At 73.1% G+C, this 16710-nt stretch carries 14 protein-coding genes and 1 pseudogene; 12 read left to right on the top strand and 3 right to left on the bottom strand.

The genetic code is table 11. From position 1 onward, the window contains the following. The first annotated feature begins 45 nt into the window (after window positions 1-45). From SCNRRL3882_RS07230 to SCNRRL3882_RS07185, 10 genes and pseudogenes are all read left to right on the top strand, one after another. Window positions 46-2493: a SpoIIE family protein phosphatase gene (locus SCNRRL3882_RS07230; RefSeq protein ID WP_010038757.1), complete on the top strand. Its 2448-nt coding sequence runs from the start codon at window positions 46-48 to the stop codon at window positions 2491-2493. A gap of 33 nt (window positions 2494-2526) precedes the next feature. Continuing rightward, window positions 2527-3252 carry a class I SAM-dependent methyltransferase gene (locus SCNRRL3882_RS07225; protein WP_010038753.1) on the top strand — a complete coding sequence of 242 codons (726 nt, stop codon included), beginning with the start codon at window positions 2527-2529 and terminating at the stop codon, window positions 3250-3252. 142 nt (window positions 3253-3394) lie between these two features. Continuing rightward, window positions 3395-3604: pseudogene (locus tag SCNRRL3882_RS41645) on the top strand (FAD-dependent oxidoreductase); the annotation flags it as partial. Window positions 3605-3793: 189 nt separating this feature from the next. Next, entirely contained in the window at window positions 3794-4870 is a 1077-nt protein-coding gene (locus SCNRRL3882_RS07215; RefSeq protein ID WP_040903057.1) for an SGNH/GDSL hydrolase family protein, read from the top strand. Window positions 4871-4946: 76 nt separating this feature from the next. After that, window positions 4947-5780 carry a M55 family metallopeptidase gene (locus SCNRRL3882_RS07210; RefSeq protein WP_010038746.1) on the top strand — a complete coding sequence of 278 codons (834 nt, stop codon included), beginning with the start codon at window positions 4947-4949 and terminating at the stop codon, window positions 5778-5780. Next, on the top strand, window positions 5773-7086 hold the full coding sequence (locus SCNRRL3882_RS07205; protein WP_010038744.1) for a M20/M25/M40 family metallo-hydrolase: 1314 nt from the start codon (window positions 5773-5775) through the stop codon (window positions 7084-7086). Before SCNRRL3882_RS07210 ends, SCNRRL3882_RS07205 begins: the two co-directional genes overlap by 8 nt. A 97-nt stretch (window positions 7087-7183) precedes the next feature. Beyond that, entirely contained in the window at window positions 7184-9148 is a 1965-nt protein-coding gene (locus SCNRRL3882_RS07200) for a prolyl oligopeptidase family serine peptidase (RefSeq protein WP_010038739.1), read from the top strand. Next, window positions 9145-10077: a S66 peptidase family protein gene (locus SCNRRL3882_RS07195; RefSeq protein ID WP_029181097.1), complete on the top strand. Its 933-nt coding sequence runs from the start codon at window positions 9145-9147 to the stop codon at window positions 10075-10077. Before SCNRRL3882_RS07200 ends, SCNRRL3882_RS07195 begins: the two co-directional genes overlap by 4 nt. A 157-nt stretch (window positions 10078-10234) precedes the next feature. After that, window positions 10235-12016: a CocE/NonD family hydrolase gene (locus SCNRRL3882_RS07190; RefSeq protein ID WP_102514973.1), complete on the top strand. Its 1782-nt coding sequence runs from the start codon at window positions 10235-10237 to the stop codon at window positions 12014-12016. A gap of 31 nt (window positions 12017-12047) precedes the next feature. Beyond that, window positions 12048-12608 (top strand): GNAT family N-acetyltransferase, encoded by a 561-nt coding sequence (locus SCNRRL3882_RS07185; RefSeq protein WP_029181096.1) that lies wholly within the window; start codon window positions 12048-12050, stop codon window positions 12606-12608. An 18-nt stretch (window positions 12609-12626) separates the two neighbouring features. On the opposite strand, the gene SCNRRL3882_RS07180 is transcribed toward SCNRRL3882_RS07185, so the two are convergent. After that, window positions 12627-12974 carry a VOC family protein gene (locus SCNRRL3882_RS07180; RefSeq protein ID WP_010038732.1) on the bottom strand — a complete coding sequence of 116 codons (348 nt, stop codon included), beginning with the start codon at window positions 12972-12974 and terminating at the stop codon, window positions 12627-12629. Between the two features lie 48 nt (window positions 12975-13022). Here SCNRRL3882_RS07180 and SCNRRL3882_RS07175 point away from each other — a divergent pair, with 48 nt between their 5' ends. Both SCNRRL3882_RS07175 and SCNRRL3882_RS07170 read left to right on the top strand, forming a co-directional pair. Then, the gene (locus tag SCNRRL3882_RS07175; protein WP_010038730.1) at window positions 13023-13520 is read left to right on the top strand and encodes a phage holin family protein; all 498 of its coding nucleotides are present in this window, start codon (window positions 13023-13025) and stop codon (window positions 13518-13520) included. A gap of 6 nt (window positions 13521-13526) precedes the next feature. Then, window positions 13527-14555, top strand: coding sequence for an SDR family oxidoreductase (locus tag SCNRRL3882_RS07170; protein WP_040903022.1), 1029 nt, complete (start codon window positions 13527-13529; stop codon window positions 14553-14555). A 23-nt stretch (window positions 14556-14578) separates the two neighbouring features. Here SCNRRL3882_RS07170 and SCNRRL3882_RS07165 read toward each other — a convergent pair whose 3' ends face one another. After that, a complete protein-coding gene (locus SCNRRL3882_RS07165; protein ID WP_010038726.1) occupies window positions 14579-15670 on the bottom strand; it encodes an enolase C-terminal domain-like protein in 1092 nt (363 codons plus the stop codon). A 19-nt stretch (window positions 15671-15689) separates the two neighbouring features. Beyond that, window positions 15690-16652 carry an LLM class F420-dependent oxidoreductase gene (locus tag SCNRRL3882_RS07160; protein WP_010038724.1) on the bottom strand — a complete coding sequence of 321 codons (963 nt, stop codon included), beginning with the start codon at window positions 16650-16652 and terminating at the stop codon, window positions 15690-15692. Window positions 16653-16710: the final 58 nt, after the last annotated feature.

Here is a 16710-nt window from a genome sequence, read left to right as displayed (position 1 = left end):
GCTGGCACAGATCTTGCGGATCCGTGGGGAGAGAGGGCCTGGGCCATGGACCGTGGCACCGAGAGGGACACACCCGCCGGCCCCGACGCCGGGCTCGGCTCGGCGACGGAAGCCACCGAGCCCGGCCGTGTCCCCCTGGCCGTGGTCGTCGTGGACCGCGAAGGCCTCGTGTCGCACTGGAGCCGGGGCGCACGGCGCCTGTTCGGCGTCCCCAAGGACGAGGCCATCGGCCGCCCGGCCCTCGACCTGCTCCCCGTCTCCGGCGCACTCCCCGAGGACCGGGACACCACCCCGTACGGGGCCTACGACGGACTCGGCCCCGGCCTCGGACCGTCCCTCGACGGCGGGCTCTCCTACCCGGCGGCGGGCCGCGCCCGGCTCACCGCACCCGGCAGCGACCGCGTCGACGTCCTGTGGTGGGCCTATCCCCTGGTCGGTCCCGGACCCGAGCGGCTGCTCGTGCTGGCCGCCGACGCGGACGGGCTGAGCACCGGCGACACCGACGGGGCGTTCGAGCGGATCGCGCCCGGCTTCGCGCTGCACACCGACTTCCCCGGGGCGGAGGACCTCGCCCGCCGGCTGCCCGAGATCCTGCCCAGCATGAGCGTCGGCGAGAGCGCCCGCATCGTCTCCCAGGTCCTCGAACTCGGCTATCCGGTGCTGGAGTTCAGCCAGAACGACCGGGTGCCCGTCACGCCCGACTGGGGCGTCGCCCGGCGCGCCGAGCGCAAGGCGCGCCGGGAACGGGCCGCCCGGGCCCTGGCCGCCGGCGAGCCCGTCCCGGAGGAACTGCGCGACGAGGGCGAGGACCTCGAGTACGCCGCCGTCCGCGAGCGCCTGGAGTTCCTCAACGAGGTCAGTGGCCGCATCGGCACCTCCCTCGACCTGTCCCGCACGATCCTCGAGGTCAGCAGGGCCGTCGTGCCCCGCTTCACCGACGTCGCCGGGACCTACCTGCGCGAACAGGTCGTCGCCGGCGAGGGGTTCCCCGAGGGCGTGCCCGACACGACGACCCTGTGGCACCGGGTCGCCGTCGAGCACACCGACGAGCCCGGCCGCTGGGACGACGTCGTACCGGTCGGCGAGGCCATGCCGTTCCCGGCGCACACGCCGTTCTTCCAGTGCATGACGACCGGCGAGCCCGTGCTCGTGCCGCGCATCAGCGAGGAGATGGGCCACGCCATCGCCGCGCAGTTCGAGAAGCGCGACATCCGGCCGCTCATCACGGGCCGCTCCATGCTGATCGTGCCGCTGAAGGCCCGCCACGTCGTGCTGGGCTTCATGATCCTGCTGCGGCATCCGGAGCGGCCCGTCTTCAACGACATGGACCGTGTCACCGGCGCCGAACTCGCCGCCCGCGCGGGCCTCGTGCTCGACAACGCGCGCATGTACACGTACCAGGAGAACGTCGCCGAGACGCTCCAGGACAGCATGCTGCCGCACATCCCGCCCCGCATGGCCGGCTGTGACATCGCCACCCGCTATCTGCCGGGCACGCTGCTCGGCCGGGTCGGCGGCGACTGGTTCGACGCGGTGAAACTGCCCGGCGGCCGCACCGCGTTCGTCGTCGGCGACGTCATGGGCCACGGACTGAACTCGGCCGCCATGATGGGCCAGTTGCGGACGGCCGTGCAGACCATGGCCGGGCTCGACCTGCCGCCCGCCCAGTTGCTGCGCAACCTCGACGACCTCGCCCAGCGGCTCGGCGACACCTACCTCGCGACCTGCCTGTACGCCGTCTACGACCCGATCGCGAGCGAACTGCGCCTCGCCAACGCCGGTCACATCCCGCCCGTCCTGGTCCGCGCCGACGACGGGCGCAGCGAACTGCTCGACCTGCCCACCGGAGCGCCCATCGGCGTGGGCGGCGTGCCCTTCGAGGCGGTACGGGTGCGCGTCCGGCCCGGCGACCGGCTGGTGATGTGCACCGACGGGCTGGTCGAGGTGCGCGGCGAGGACATCGGCGTGGGTCTCGCGACCCTCTGCGCGTCGGCCGCCCACCCGGCCGCCTCCATGGACGACGCCTGCGACACGATCATCCGGTCCCTCAACACGTGTGGCGGCCGCAAGGACGACGTGGCGCTGCTGATGGCCCGCCTGAACGGCATCGAACCGGACGACGTGGCCGAGTGGCGGATCGCCCTCGACCCGGCCGAGGTCGGCCGGGCCCGCGCGGTGGTCCGCGAGCAACTGCACGACTGGGGTCTGGCGAAGCTGGCCGCGCCCGCCGAGCTCATGGTCAGCGAACTCGTCACCAACGCCGTACGGCACGCACACGCCCGCCCCGTCGAACTGCGCCTGGTCCGCGGCGACACCCTGCTGTGCGAGGTGGACGACGACGACCACGAGCTGCCGACGCTGCTCGGCACGGGCCCGCTCGACGACGTCGGACGCGGTCTGCGGGTCGTCAGCACGCTGTCCCGCGAGTGGGGCACCAGCCGGACCAAGGCCGGCAAGACGGTCTGGTTCGAGCTGACCCTGCCGCGCCGTTGAAGACCATCGCGTCGACACCCTGGGGAGTTGGGCATGAGCGTGACGAGCCGGTACCGGGAGGCCTGGGAGGGGTTCTGGCGTGAGGCGTCCGCCGAACCGGGGGCGGTGTTCTGGGACGCCGAGCCGGCCGTGACCGTCGGCCCGCATCTCGCCCTGTTCGAACCGCACTTGGCCGATCCCGCGCTGCCGCTGGTGGATCTCGGCTGCGGCAACGGCACCCAGACCCGCTTCCTCGCCGACCGCTTCCCCCGGGTCGTGGGCGCCGATCTGTCCGCCGCGGCCCTCGACCACGCCCGGCGGGCCGACCCGGCGGGGCAGGCCGCCTACCGGCAACTGGACGCCGCCGAGAAGAGCGCGGCGCAGGCCCTGCACGCGGAGCTGGGCGACACCAACCTCTACATGCGGGGCGTACTGCACCAGTGCGAGCCGGACGACCGGCAGGCGCTGGTGGACGGGATCGCCACGCTGGTCGGGGACCGGGGCCGGGCCTTCCTCGTGGAGCTCTCGGGGGCGGCCAAGGCCGTGCTGACGGGGCTGGCGAGCGGTCCGGCCGGTCCGCCGCCCAAGCTCGCGCCCGTCTTCCGGCACGGCCTCGCACCCGGCGAGGTCTCCGACGACGCCGTACCCGCATATCTGCGCTCGGCCGGTCTCACCGTCCTGGCCGGTGGCGAACTGCCCCTGACGACCACGGAGTTCCGCTCCGACGGCACGCGCATCGAACTGCCGTCGAGGTGGTTGGTGGCGGGGCGTACGGCCTGAGACGGACGGTCAGTGGTCCGGGCCGGGTCCCCACCGCGCGCCCGTCCGTGACCAGGGGCAGGGTGATCACGGGCCGGACACCGCGCAGTGACTGGGCCTGTGAGGCGTTGTGCGTGGCGGGGCGGCGGTCGTCGTCGCCGGCATGCTCGCCCTCGCGAGCCGGCACCACCTGGGCCGCTGGTTCGACGATCCGGACGATCTGGTCGGCCCGATCCGGGATCCCTGGGTGGGCGGGCGGCCGTTCCTCCCCGACGGACTCCCCGTGATCGACCGCGTCCCCGGGCACGGCAACGCCTTCGCGGCCACCGGCCACGGCATGCTCGGGGTCACCCTGGGCCCGGCCACCGGGCACCGGCTCGCCGAGTACGTCGTCACCGGGCGGCGGCCCGAGGCCCTCGGGCCCTTCCGCTTCGACCGGCTGCGGAGCTGCGCGCGACGCGCTCTGGTGGGCGAGGTTTTTGTCGGTGTACGGTCATACATGCCCGGTCCGTGCACCTGCCTCGTCCCCCGGAGGACAGTCATGCCGTTGCCCTGGTTACGGATGCTCGTCGCGTCGACGGCGGCGATGGTGCTGGCCGGCCCGGCCGCGGTCGCCACCGCCGCCGCGCCGGACCAGGACGGAGTGCGCGCGAGCGTGCACACCGCCGGGCGGGTCGAGGATGCCGGAGACGTGCTCCGGTACAGCTGGCCCGGCGTGTACTTCGAGGGCCGGTTCCGCGGCACGGGCGTGGGCATCGTGCTCGACGACCCGGCCGCCGACTACGACGTCCAGATCGACGGAGCCACCGTCGCGACCCTCGTCACGCCGGGCAGGACCACCCACCGGGTCGACGGCCTGCGAGGCGGCGTGCACACCGTACGGCTCGTCAAACGCAACGACACCCCCTGGAGCACCAGCTCGTTCGGCGGCTTCGTCGCCGCGCCCGGCGGCGCCGTCCTCGCCAGGCCGGCCGCGCGCAGCCGCCAGATCGAATTCGTCGGCGACTCCCTCACGGCGGGCTACGGCAACCTCTCGACCTCCCGGGACTGCACCGGTGAGCAGCTCAAGCGCACCACGAACGCCGACGTGAGCTACGGCGCCCTCACCGCCCGTCGGCTGCGCGCCGACTACCAGATCAACGCCTATTCGGGCCTGGGGATGGTACGCAACTACAACGGTGGGTCGCCGGAGGTGAACTACCGCACCTTCTACGACCGTGCGCTGCTGAACGTGCCCGGCGACGTCTGGCAGAACCCGGGCACCTGGCGGCCGCAGCTCGTGGTCGTCCACCTCGGCACCAACGACTTCTCGACCCCCGTCAACCCGGGCGAGCCATGGACCGACGAGAGCCTCGCCGCCGCCTACCGGAGCGCCTACAGCGGCTTCCTCCAGAAACTGCGGGCGCGCTACGGGCCGGGGACGACCATCCTGGCCGTCGGCACCGGCCCGTTCGCCGGGCACGTCGAGCAGGTGGTCCAGGAGCGCACGGCCGCGGGTGACCGCCGGGTCCGCTCCTGGCGCCTCGACGACACGGGCCTGGACTACACGGGCTGCCACTGGCACTACTCGGCCCGTGACAACCGCCTGCTCGCCGACCGGCTCACCTCGTTCATCAGCGACCTGCCGATACGGTGGTGACATGTCGTAGCCGGTTCCGCCCGTAGCGCGTAACGTGACGAACCATGAAGATCTCCACCCGGGGGGACGGCTCGTCATGAGAATCCTCATCAGCGCCGACATGGAGGGCGCCACCGGCGTCACCTGGCCCGACGACGTGCTGCCGGGCGCCTCGCAGTGGGAACGCTGCCGCTCGCTCTTCACCTCCGACGTCAACGCCGCCGTGCTCGGTTTCCACGACGGCGGCGCCGACGAGGTGATCATCAACGAGGCGCACTGGACCATGCGCAACCTGCTGCTGGAGCAACTGGACGAACGCGCCCAGCTGCTCACCGGGCGGCACAAGGCGCTGTCCATGGTGGAGGGGGTGCAGCACGGCGACGTGGACGGCATCGCGTTCGTCGGCTACCACGCGGGCGCCGGCATGGAGGGCGTCCTCGCGCACACCTACCTCGCGAACCAGATCACCGGCGTGTGGCTGAACGACGTACCGGCGAGCGAGGGGCTGCTCAACGCCCGGGTCGTCGCCGAGTACGGCGTGCCGGTCGTGCTGGTCACCGGGGACGACGTCGCGTGCGAGGACGCGCTCGGGTACGCGCCCGAGGCCCTGAAGGTCGCCGTGAAGGACCACGTCTCGCGGTACGCGGCCGTGTGCCGTACGCCCGCCAGGACCGCGGCCGACATCCGGGCGGCGGCCAAGGAGGCGGCTTCACTGGCCGTGCGTCACGAACCCGTGCGTGGCGGGCCGTTCACCGTCGCCGTGGAGTTCGACGCCGAGCACCTGGCCATGGCCGCCACCGTCGTGCCGGGTGTGGAGCGGATCGGGCAGCGGAAGGTGGCCTACACGAGCGAGACCATGTACGAGGGCATCCGCGCCTTCAAGGCGGTCACCACGATCGTCTCGGCCGCGGTGGAGGAGAAGTATGGCTGAGCAGCCGGACGGGCAGGCGCTGGACGAGGTCGTGACGTTCACGTCCGACCTGATCCGGATCGACACCACCAACCGGGGCGGGGGCGACTGCCGGGAGCGGCCCGCCGCCGAGTACGCCGCCGCGCGGCTCGCCGAGGCCGGTATCGAGCCGACGCTCCTGGAGCGCACCAAGGGCCGCACCAACGTCGTCGCCCGCGTCGAGGGCACCGACCCTTCGGCCGGCGCGCTGCTGCTCCACGGCCATCTGGACGTCGTACCCGCCGCGGCCGCCGACTGGACCGTGCACCCGTTCTCCGGGGAGATCCGCGACGGAGTCGTCTGGGGACGCGGCGCCGTCGACATGAAGAACATGGACGCGATGATCCTCGCCGTGCTCCGCGCCTGGGCGCGCCAGGGCGTCCGGCCCCGGCGGGACATCGTCATCGCGTTCACCGCGGACGAGGAGGCCAGTGCCGAGGACGGCTCCGGGTTCCTCGCCGACGAACACGCCGCGCTGTTCGAGGGCTGCACCGAAGGCGTCAGCGAGTCGGGCGCCTTCACCTTCCACGACGGCGCCGGACGGCAGATCTACCCCCTCTCGGCCGGTGAGCGGGGCACCGCCTGGCTGAAGCTCACCGCGCGCGGCCGGGCCGGGCACGGCTCCAAGGTGAACAAGGACAACGCGGTCACCCGGCTCGCCGCCGCGATCACCCGGATCGGCGAGCACGAGTGGCCGCTGCGGCTGACCCCGACCGTGCGCGCCGCGCTCACCGAACTCGCCGAGCTGTACGGCATCGAGCCCGACCTGACCGACGTGGACCGGCTGCTCGACAAGCTCGGACCGACCGCCGGGCTCGTCGAGTCGACCCTGCGCAACAGCGCCAACCCGACCATGCTGGACGCCGGTTACAAGATCAACGTGATTCCCGGGGAGGCCGTGGCGCACGTGGACGGCCGGTATCTGCCCGGCGGGGAGGACGAGTTCCGCGACACCCTCGACCGGCTCACCGGGCCGGACGTGGACTGGGAGTTCCACCACCACGAGGTGGCCCTCCAGGCGCCGGTGGACTCGGCGACGTTCGCCCGGATGCGGGCCGCCGTCGAGGAGTTCGCCCCGGAGGGGCACGTCGTGCCGTACTGCATGTCCGGCGGCACGGACGCCAAGCAGTTCTCCCGGCTCGGCATCACCGGCTACGGCTTCACACCGCTGAAGCTGCCGGAGGGCTACGACTACGGCGCCATGTTCCACGGCGTGGACGAGCGGGTTCCCGTCGAGGCACTGCACTTCGGCGTCCGCGTGCTCGACCGGTTCCTGCGGACGGCTTAGGGTCTGTTGCCTGGAGCAGGCGACCGACGACAATGCGGCAGATGCGCGTGCCAGACCCCGCGTCTGCGGCATGATCCAAGCGACAGGCCCATGGAGAGTGGGGGAGACGGTGCGGACGCTGGCGTACGGGGCGTGGCCCTCGCCCATCGACGCGGCGCTGGCCGCCGCGCACGACGGCCACCCGGAATTCGTGGGGTTCGTCGGCGACGAGGTGTGGTGGACCGAGCCGCGCCCCGCCGAGGGCGGCCGGCGCACCCTGGTGCGGCGGCAGGCCGAGGGCACGGAGGAGTCGCTGCTGCCCGCCCCGTGGAACGTGCGCAGCCGGGTCATCGAGTACGGCGGACATCCCTGGTCCGCCCTCCCGCAGGAGAACGGTCCGCTGGTGGTGTTCGTGAACTTCGACGACCAGCGGCTGTACCGGTACGAGCCGGGCGGCGAGCCGCGTCCGCTCACGCCCCTGTCCGACGTGGGTGCGGGCCTGCGCTGGGCGGAGCCGCGACTGCGGCCGGAGCGGGGTGAGGTGTGGTGCGTGCTGGAGGAGTTCACCGGCCCCGGGCCCGCCGACGTGCGCCGCGTCCTGGCCGCCGTACCACTGGACGGCTCCGCCGCCCGGGACCGGGACGCGGTACGCGAACTCACCGACGACCGGCACCGGTTCGTGACCGGACCGCGGCTGTCGCCCGACGGACGGCGGGCGGCCTGGCTCGCCTGGGACCATCCGCGCATGCCGTGGGACGGCACCGAACTGCTCCTCGCCGACGTCGCCCCCGACGGCACCCTGCACGGCGCCCGGACCGTGGCGGGCGGGCCCGCCGAGTCCATCGCGCAGGCCGACTGGGCCCCCGACGGACGCCTGCTGTACGCGAGCGACCGCAGCGGCTGGTGGAACCTCTACCTCGACGGGGAGCCCCTGTGCCCGCGCGAGGAGGAGTTCGGCGGGGCGCTGTGGAAACTGGGCATGCGATGGTTCGCGCCGCTCGACAGCGGTCTGATCGCCGTCGTGCACGGCCGGGGCGCCACCGCCCTCGGAATCCTGGACCCGGAGACCGGCGAGGTCGTCGACGCGGCCGGGCCGTGGACCGAGTTCGCGCCCACCCTCACGGCCCACGGTGAGCGGGTCGTCGCCGTCGGGGCCAGCCCGCGCAGCGCCTACGAGGTCGTGGAGCTGGACGCCCGCACCGGCCGGGCCCGCGTCATCGGCGCCGAGCACGACGACGCAGTCGACCCCGCGTACTACCCCGAGCCGCAGATCCGCACCTTCACCGGCCCCGACGGGTGCGACATCCACGCCCACATCTACCCGCCGCACCACCCCGGCTGCGTCGCGCCCGGCGACGCGCTGCCGCCGTACGTCGTCTGGGCGCACGGCGGACCCACCAGCCGGGCGCCGCTCGTGCTCGACCTGGAGATCGCCTACTTCACCTCGCGCGGCATCGGCGTCGCCGAGGTCGACTACGGCGGCTCCACCGGATACGGCCGCGCGTACCGCGAACGGCTGCGTGAACAGTGGGGCGTGGTGGACGTCGAGGACTGCGCCGCCGTCGCCCTGGCCCTCGCCGACGAGGGCACCGCCGACCGTGACCGGCTCGCCGTCCGGGGCGGCAGCGCGGGCGGCTGGACCGCGGCCGCCTCGCTCACCACGACCGACGTGTACGCCTGCGGCACGATCAAGTACCCCATCCTCGACCTCACCAGCTGGGGCACGGGCGAGACCCACGACTTCGAGTCGCGGTACCTGGAGAGCCTGATCGGGCCGCTCGCCGACGTGCCCGCGCGCTACACGGAGCGCTCGCCCTCCACCCACGCCGACCGCCTCAGCGTGCCGTTCCTGCTGCTCCAGGGCCTGGACGACGTGATCTGCCCGCCCGCCCAGTGCGAGCGGTTCCTGGCCCTGCTGGGGGACCGGCCCGTGCCGCACGCCTACCTCGCCTTCGAGGGGGAGGGGCACGGATTCCGGCGGGCGGAGACCATGGTGCGCGCCCTGGAGGCCGAACTCTCCCTGTACGCCCAGGTGTTCGGACTGAACCCGCCCGGCGTCCCGACCCTGGAGCTGGTCAGATGACGCAATTGCTGAGACCACCCCGACTCGCCCCCGGCGCCCGCGTGGCCGTCGTCGCGCCCAGCGGGCCCGTGCCCGAGGAGCGGCTGCAGGCCGGGCTCGACGTCCTGCGCGGCTGGGACCTCGACCCCGTGGTGGCGCCCCATGTGCTCGGCCGCCACCGGGAGTTCGACTACCTGGCCGGCACGGACGCCCAGCGGGCCGCCGACCTCCAGAACGCCTGGTGCGACCCGGCCGTCGCCGCCGTGCTGTGCGCCCGGGGCGGATACGGGGCGCAGCGCATGGTGGACCTGCTCGACTGGGACGCGATGCGGGCGGCGGGTCCGAAGGTGTTCACCGGATTCAGCGACATCACCGTGCTGCACCAGGCGTTCGCCACCCGCCTGGGACTGGTCACCCTGTACGGCCCGGCGGCGGCCGGCGTCGACTTCATCAAGAACGCCCGCGCGCAGGACCATCTGCGGGCCACGCTCTTCGACCCCGAGTCCGTGCGGACCGTCACCGCCGTGCCCCCCGGCGGCACCGCGCTGGTGCCCGGACGGGCCCGGGGCGTCACGCTGGGCGGCTGCCTCAGCCTGCTCGCGAGCGACCTCGGCACCCCGCACGCCCGGGCCGGCGCCCGGGGCGGGCTGCTGCTGATCGAGGACGTGGGCGAGAGGCCGTACCGCATCGACCGGTATCTGACCCAACTCCTGCGCGCCGGCTGGCTGGACGGGGTCGCGGGGATCGTGCTCGGCTCCTGGGCGGCGTGCGGCCCGTACGAGGAGCTGCGTGCGGTGCTCGCCGACCGGCTCGGCGGCCTCGGCGTCCCGGTCGTGGAGGAGTTCGGGTTCGGGCACGGCGAGGGCGCGCTGACGATACCGCTCGGCGTCCCGGCCGAACTGGACGCCGACAGGGGCACGTTGACGTTCGACGTGCCGGCGCTGAGATGAGACGCGGCTACTGAAATCCTGTCACGAAACCCTCGTTTCGGTGATTGACGCCCCCTGACACGTGTCACACCATGGCTACCGGCCACAGTACCTACTGGTCGGTATCCGGGTTGGCAGGTTGCCGCCGTTGTCGTCGTCCCTCACCGTGGAGGTCCGTGTGTCCCGACGCGTGCCCAGATCCCGCGCACTGCTCGCTCTCGCTCTGGGCGCCGCGCTGGCCGCCCCCCTCGTCCTCACCCCGCCCGCCTCCGCGGCCGACCCCTACACCGTCACCCCCCTGAAGTTCACCGTCCAGGCCGGCGGCCGCTCCTGCACGGTCGACGCCGACCTGTACCGTCCCGCGGGCGTGGACCGGGACCACCCGGCACCCGCCGTGCTCGGCACGAACGGCTTCGGCGGCAGCAAGTCGGACGGTTCGACGGCCACCATCGGCAAGGCCTTCGCCCAGCGCGGCTACGTCTCCCTCGTCTACTCCGGGCTCGGCTTCGGCCGTAGCGGCTGCCTCATCTCCCTCGACGACCCGGACATCGACGGCGCCGCCGCCGCACAGCTCGTCGACTTCCTGGGCGGCAAACGCGCCGCCGACGACGGCAGCACCGCCGACTTCGTCACCCTCGACGCCCCCGGCGACCCGCGCGTCGGCATGATCGGCGGCTCCTACGGCGGCGCCGTCCAGCTCGCGACGGCCGCCGTCGACCACCGCCTCGACGCGCTCGTCCCCATGATCACCTGGCACGACCTGTCCTACTCGCTCGCCCCCGGCAACGCCGTCGGCAGCACCGGCGTCCCCGGCGTCTTCAAGTGGCAGTGGACCAACGGCTTCTACCTCATCGGCGAAGGACAGCCGCTGCTCCAGCCCAGCCTCGACCCCTCCCGCATCAACTCCCTGACCTGCCTGCACTTCGTCACCCAGGCCTGCCGGACCATCCACACCCTCAACTCCGGCAGCTTCCCCGCCGACCGCACCGCCGAGCTGCTCGCCTTCGCCCGCCGCGTCTCCCCGGTGTCGTACCTGCACCGCGTCAGGACGCCCACCCTGCTGGTCCAGGGACAGGCCGACACCCTCTTCAACCTCAACGAGGCCACCGCGACGTACCGGACGCTCCGGGCCCAGGGCACCCCCGTGAAGATGATCTGGCAGTCCTGGGGCCACAGTGGCGGCGCCACCGGCCCGGCCACCGGCGAACTCGACCTGTCCAAGGGCAACCTGGAGACCAGCTACGTCGGCCGGCGCGTCCTCGCCTGGTTCGACCGCCACCTGCGCAAGCGGACGCACGCCGATACCGGGCCGGCCTTCGCCTACCACCGCGACTGGGTGGCCGACCCGGACCGTGCCTACGCCACCGCCGACCGCCTCCCCGTCCTCAGCCGCACGCTGTACCTCTCCGGGGACGGCAGACTCGTCGACAGCCGCGCCGAGGTGGCCCGCGGCACTCGCGGTTACACCAACCGGGTGACGCCCACGAGCCATTCGGAGAGCTCGCTGGCCGGACTCATCGGGCTGCAGGACCCACCGCCACACGACACGAAGGGCACCTACCTCGACTGGACCAGCAAGCCGCTGGAACGCCCCCTCGACGTCGTCGGCGCGCCCCGGGCCACGCTCAAGGTGCACTCCCCGAAGGCCGAGCGCACGCAGCACTCCGGCGACGCGGCCGACAAGCTCGTCCTCTTCGCCAAGATCTACGACGTCGCCCCCGACGGCACCCGCACCCTGGTGCGCCGCCTGGTCGCGCCGGTCCGGGTACGGGACGTGACGAAGAGCTTCACCGTCACCCTGCCCGGTGTCGTGCACCGGTACGAGACCGGGCACCGGCTGCGGTTCGTGATCGCGGCGAGCGACGACGCCTACTTCGGCAACCGGGGGGTCAAGCCGGTGACCGTGGTCAGCGGACCGGGCGAGCCCGGGGTGCTCCGGCTGCCGGTCGCCGGGTCCTGAGAAGACACGCCGGCGCGGTTACTGTGGCGGGGTGCCGCACAACGCATCCCGCTACCTCGCCGAAGGCCCCCGGGTGGGCATACGCCACTTCACCTACGGGGACGGTGCCGAGTTCACCGCCCGCGCCCGGGAGAGCAAGGACCTGCACCAGCCGTGGCTCTTCCCGCCCGACAGCGCACCGGCGTACACCGCGTACGCGGCCCGGCTGATCGAGGACCCGTCCAAGGCCGGCTTCCTGGTCTGCGAGAAGGGCGACGGGTCCATCGCCGGGTTCATCAACATCAACAACATCGTCGAGGGCGGCTTCCAGTCCGGGACGCTGGGCTACGGCGCCTTCGCGCACGCCGCCGGGCGGGGGCTGATGCGCGAAGGGCTGGACCTCGTGGTGCGGTACGCGTTCGGCCCGATGCGGCTGCACCGGCTGGAGATCAACGTCCAGCCCGGGAACGCCGCGTCGATCGCCCTGGCCCGCGGCGGCGGATTCCGCCTGGAGGGCTTCTCGCCGAACATGCTCTTCGTCGACGGGGCCTGGCGCGACCACGAGCGCTGGGCGATCACCGCCGAGATGATCACGCAGCCGGGGCGGCGCTGAGCCGGGCCCCGGCCCGGATCACGCCTGACGGTCCACGTACTCGTAGACCGACCCGTCCGGATGCAGGGCGATCAGGTTGCGGCCCGCCGGCGAGGCGATGGGCCCCGCGATGATGTGGGCGCCCAGCTCGGTCAGCACCTTGTGCGTCTCCTCGACGTCCGTCACGGCGATCGTCGCGGCCACCTTGCGCAGCAGCTCCAGTTCGGCCGGGGGACCGCTCATCAGCAGGAAGCAGCCGATCGCCGCCACCTGGACACCGCCCCGTTCGAAGCGCTGGGCTCTGCCGCCCGCCAGCCGCTCGTAGAAGGGAATCGCGGTCTCGAGGTCGTCGACGCAGACGCGCAGTGTGGCACCCAGAATCTCCATGACGCCGAGCCTAGTTACGCACCAGGGGGCGAGGGTACCCGGCCAGGCATGAAGCCGCTGGATCACCTGGAGCATCTGGACAAGCAACTGGTCGACGAGCTGGCACAGGTGGCGCGCGAGACCGTCCGGGACGAACTGCGGGAGCAGACGCGCAGGCAGCGCCGCAAGGCGATGCTGTACGCCGCGTCCGGCGCCCTCGCCCTGTACGCGGGCGCGGCCCTCGCGCTCGCCGTGGGACTGGCCCTCGCCCTCGGCCTGCCCGACTGGGCCGCCGCGCTGATCACCGCCGCGATCCTGGGCGCCCTCGCGTACGTGCTGCGCGGCGTGGCCCGCCCGTCCGCTTCCCGCCCGGGCCCGGCGCACGCGGTCGGCATGACGCCGGGGCACGAGAGCACCGGCCGGGGAACCGGGGTGCCCGGCGGTGTGCCGCCCGTGCCGCCGGCCCCGCCCGCCGCCGGACCCGTGGCCGGCGCCGCCGGCGGGCCGGCCCCCGGTGTGGTGCCCCCGCGGCCGGCGGACGACCCCGACGTGCCCCGTGGGGCGTGATAAAGCATGCGCACGACAGATACACCGCACGGCCGCGTCGTCGTGGTGACCGGAGCCAGCGGCGGCGTGGGACGGGCCACGGCCCGGGCCTTCGCCGCCGGGGGCGACCGGGTCGCCCTGGTGGCCCGGGGAACCGAAGGGCTCGCCGCCGCGGCCGACGACGTGCGGCGCGCCGGGGGCGAGGCCCTCGTGATCAGCGCGGACGTCTCCGACGCCAAGGCCGTCGACGACGCCGCCCAGCAGGTCGTCGACACCTTCGGCCCCATCGACGTCTGGGTCAACAACGCCTTCACCGGGGTCTTCGCGCCGTTCACGGAGATCGGCCCCGACGAGTTCCGCCGCGTCACCGAAGTGACCTATCTGGGCTATGTGTTCGGCACCCGGGCGGCCCTGCGGCACATGCTGCCGCGCGACCGCGGCACGATCGTGCAGGTCGGCTCCGCGCTCGCCTACCGGGGCATCCCGCTCCAGTCGGCGTACTGCGGGGCCAAGCACGCGATCCAGGGGTTCAACGAGTCCCTGCGCTGCGAACTGCTCCACACGCGCAGTGCGGTGCGCACGACGATGGTGCAGTTGCCCGGCCTCAACACCCCGCAGTTCGACTGGGTGCTGAACCGCATGCGGGGCCGGGCCCGGCCGGTCGCTCCGGTGTACCAGCCGGAGGTCGCGGCCCGGGCGATCGTGTATGCGGCGTCGCACGCGCGGCGCCGGGAGTACTGGGTGGGCGCATCGACGGCCGCCACGCTCCTCGCCAACGCCGTCGTCCCCGGGCTGCTGGACCGCTATCTGGCGCGCACGGGCTTCGGGTCACAGCAGGAGGGGGACCGGCACGACGGGCCGGCCAACCTGTGGGCCCCGGCGGACGGGCGGCAGGGCCACGACTTCGGCGCGCACGGGCGGTTCGACGACGAGGCCGTGCACCACAGCCCGCAGCAGTGGGTCTCACGGAACCGGCGGCGGGTCGGCGCGGCCCTGACCGTGGGGGCGGCGGGCGCCCTGGCCGCACGCAAACTGGCCGGGCAGGCCCGCCGGTAGGTCTCCTCGACTCACCGGTAGGTCTAGGAGACCCGGTACTCCGCCACCTCCTGCGTCCGCAGGGTGAGCCCGTGGCCCACGCCCTGGACCGGGCGGACCGTGCCGCCCGTGGGGTCCAGGGCGCCGTCGAAGAACATGTCCTCGATGCGGACATGGTCGTGGAACCACTCGAGGTGCCGGACATTGGGGAGCGAGGCGGCCGCCGCCGCGTGGGCGTGCGGGGCACAGTGCGCGGAGACCTCCAGGCCGTGGGCATGGGCCAGGGCGGCCGCGCGCAGGAACTCGGTCAGGCCGCCGCAGCGGGTCGCGTCGACCTGGAGGCAGTCGACCGCCCCCGCCGCGATCATCCGCGCGAAGTAGGGCAGGTCGAAGCCGTACTCCCCGGCCGTCACGTCGCACACCACCGCGTCCCGGACCAGCCGGAGGCCCGTCAGGTCGTCCGAGGACACCGGCTCCTCGAACCAGCCCACGCCGTGCTCGGCGAGGGCGTGGCCGACGCGCACCGCCTGCTTGCGGGTGTAGGCGCCGTTGGCGTCGACGTACAACTCCGCGTCCGGGCCGATGACCTGGCGCGCGGCCCGCACGCGGTGCAGGTCGCGGGCCACCTCCCGGCCCCACCCCTCGCCGACCTTGATCTTCACGCGCGGGATGTGCTGCCCGTGCACCCAGCCGTTCAGCTGCGCTGCCAGATGCGTGTCGTGGTACGTCGTGAAGCCCCCGCTGCCGTACACCGGCACCCGCTCGCGCCGGACCCCCAGCAGCCGGGCCAGGGGGAGTTCCAGCAGCCGGGCCTTGAGGTCCCACAGGGCGATGTCCAGGGCGGAGATCGCGCAGGACGCGATGCCCGGGCGGCCCGCGTTGCGCACCGACCGGCACATCGCGTCGTGCGCCGCCGGGATGTCCAGGGCGCTCATGCCCTCGACCAGCGGGGCGAGTTCGGCGGTGAGGAAGTCGCCGACGGCCGCCGGGCCGTACGTCCAGCCCGTGCCGGTCGCGTCACCCGCCGACACCTCGCAGATCACCACGGTCGTGGAGTCCCAGGCCAGCGTGCCGTCCGCCTCGGGAGCGTCCGTCGGCACCGTGTACACGGACACGACGGGACGGTGGAGTTCCATCGGGTCGCCCCGCCTTCCCTCAGGCGGCCTGCTGGAGCTGCGGCAGCACCTTCGTGCGGTAGAAGTCGAAGAAACCGCGCAGGTCCGGGCCGATCTGGTTGACGTAGACCCGGTCGAAACCCGCGTCCGCGAACTGCTTCAGCTCGGCCACGTGCTCGTCCACGTCGTCGCCGCACACCCGGTTCGCACGCACCATGTCCTCGGTGACCAGCTGCTGCGCCTGCTCGAAGTGTTTCGGGGAGGGCAGCACCTGGCCCAACTCGCCGGGCAGCTGCTCGTTCGCCCAGAGCCGGTGGACGGTCGTCACGGCCTCGTCCTTGTCGGTGTCGTAGCAGACCTTCGTGCCACCGCTGACGAGTTTTCCGCCGCCTCCGCCCTTGCGGTACTGCTCCACCATCGCCTCGTCCGGCTCGATGGTGATGTAGCCGTCGCCGACGCGGGAGGCGAGCTGCGTGGCCGCCGGGCCGAAGCCGGAGATGTCGATCGGGATCGGCTCGTCCGGGACCGTGTAGAGGCGGGCGTTCTCCACCGTGTAGTGCGGGCCGTGGTGATTGACCTCCTCGCCGGTGAACAGCCGGCGCATCACCTGGATGGCCTCCTCCAGCATGTCCAGACGGACGTGGGCCGGCGGCCAGTGGTCGCCCAGGATGTGCTCGTTGAGAGCCTCGCCGGAGCCGACACCCAGCCGGAAGCGGTTGTCCGTCATCACGGCGCTGGTCGCCGCGGCCTGCGCCACCACCGCCGGGTGCATCCGCACGGTCGGGCAGGTCACCGCCGTCTCGATCGGCAGGGACACCGCCTCGGAGAGCGCGCCGATCACCGACCACACGAACGGGCTCTGGCCCTGCTCGTCGTTCCACGGGTGGTAGTGGTCCGAGATCCACAGCGCCTGGAATCCGGCCTGCTCGGCCATCCGGGCCTGCTCGATCAGCTCGGCGGGTCCGTACTGCTCGCACGAGAGGAAATAACCGTACTCGGGCATGGGGGAGTGCCTCCGCGACGTCGGCGGTCCGTATCCCGCACCGGGTACCCGGGCGCCG

Source organism: Streptomyces chartreusis NRRL 3882 (assembly GCF_900236475.1).
GTDB lineage: Bacteria > Actinomycetota > Actinomycetes > Streptomycetales > Streptomycetaceae > Streptomyces > Streptomyces chartreusis_D.
Note: the sequence above shows the minus strand (reverse complement) of the source record. Positions and strands in the feature narration are given on the sequence as shown.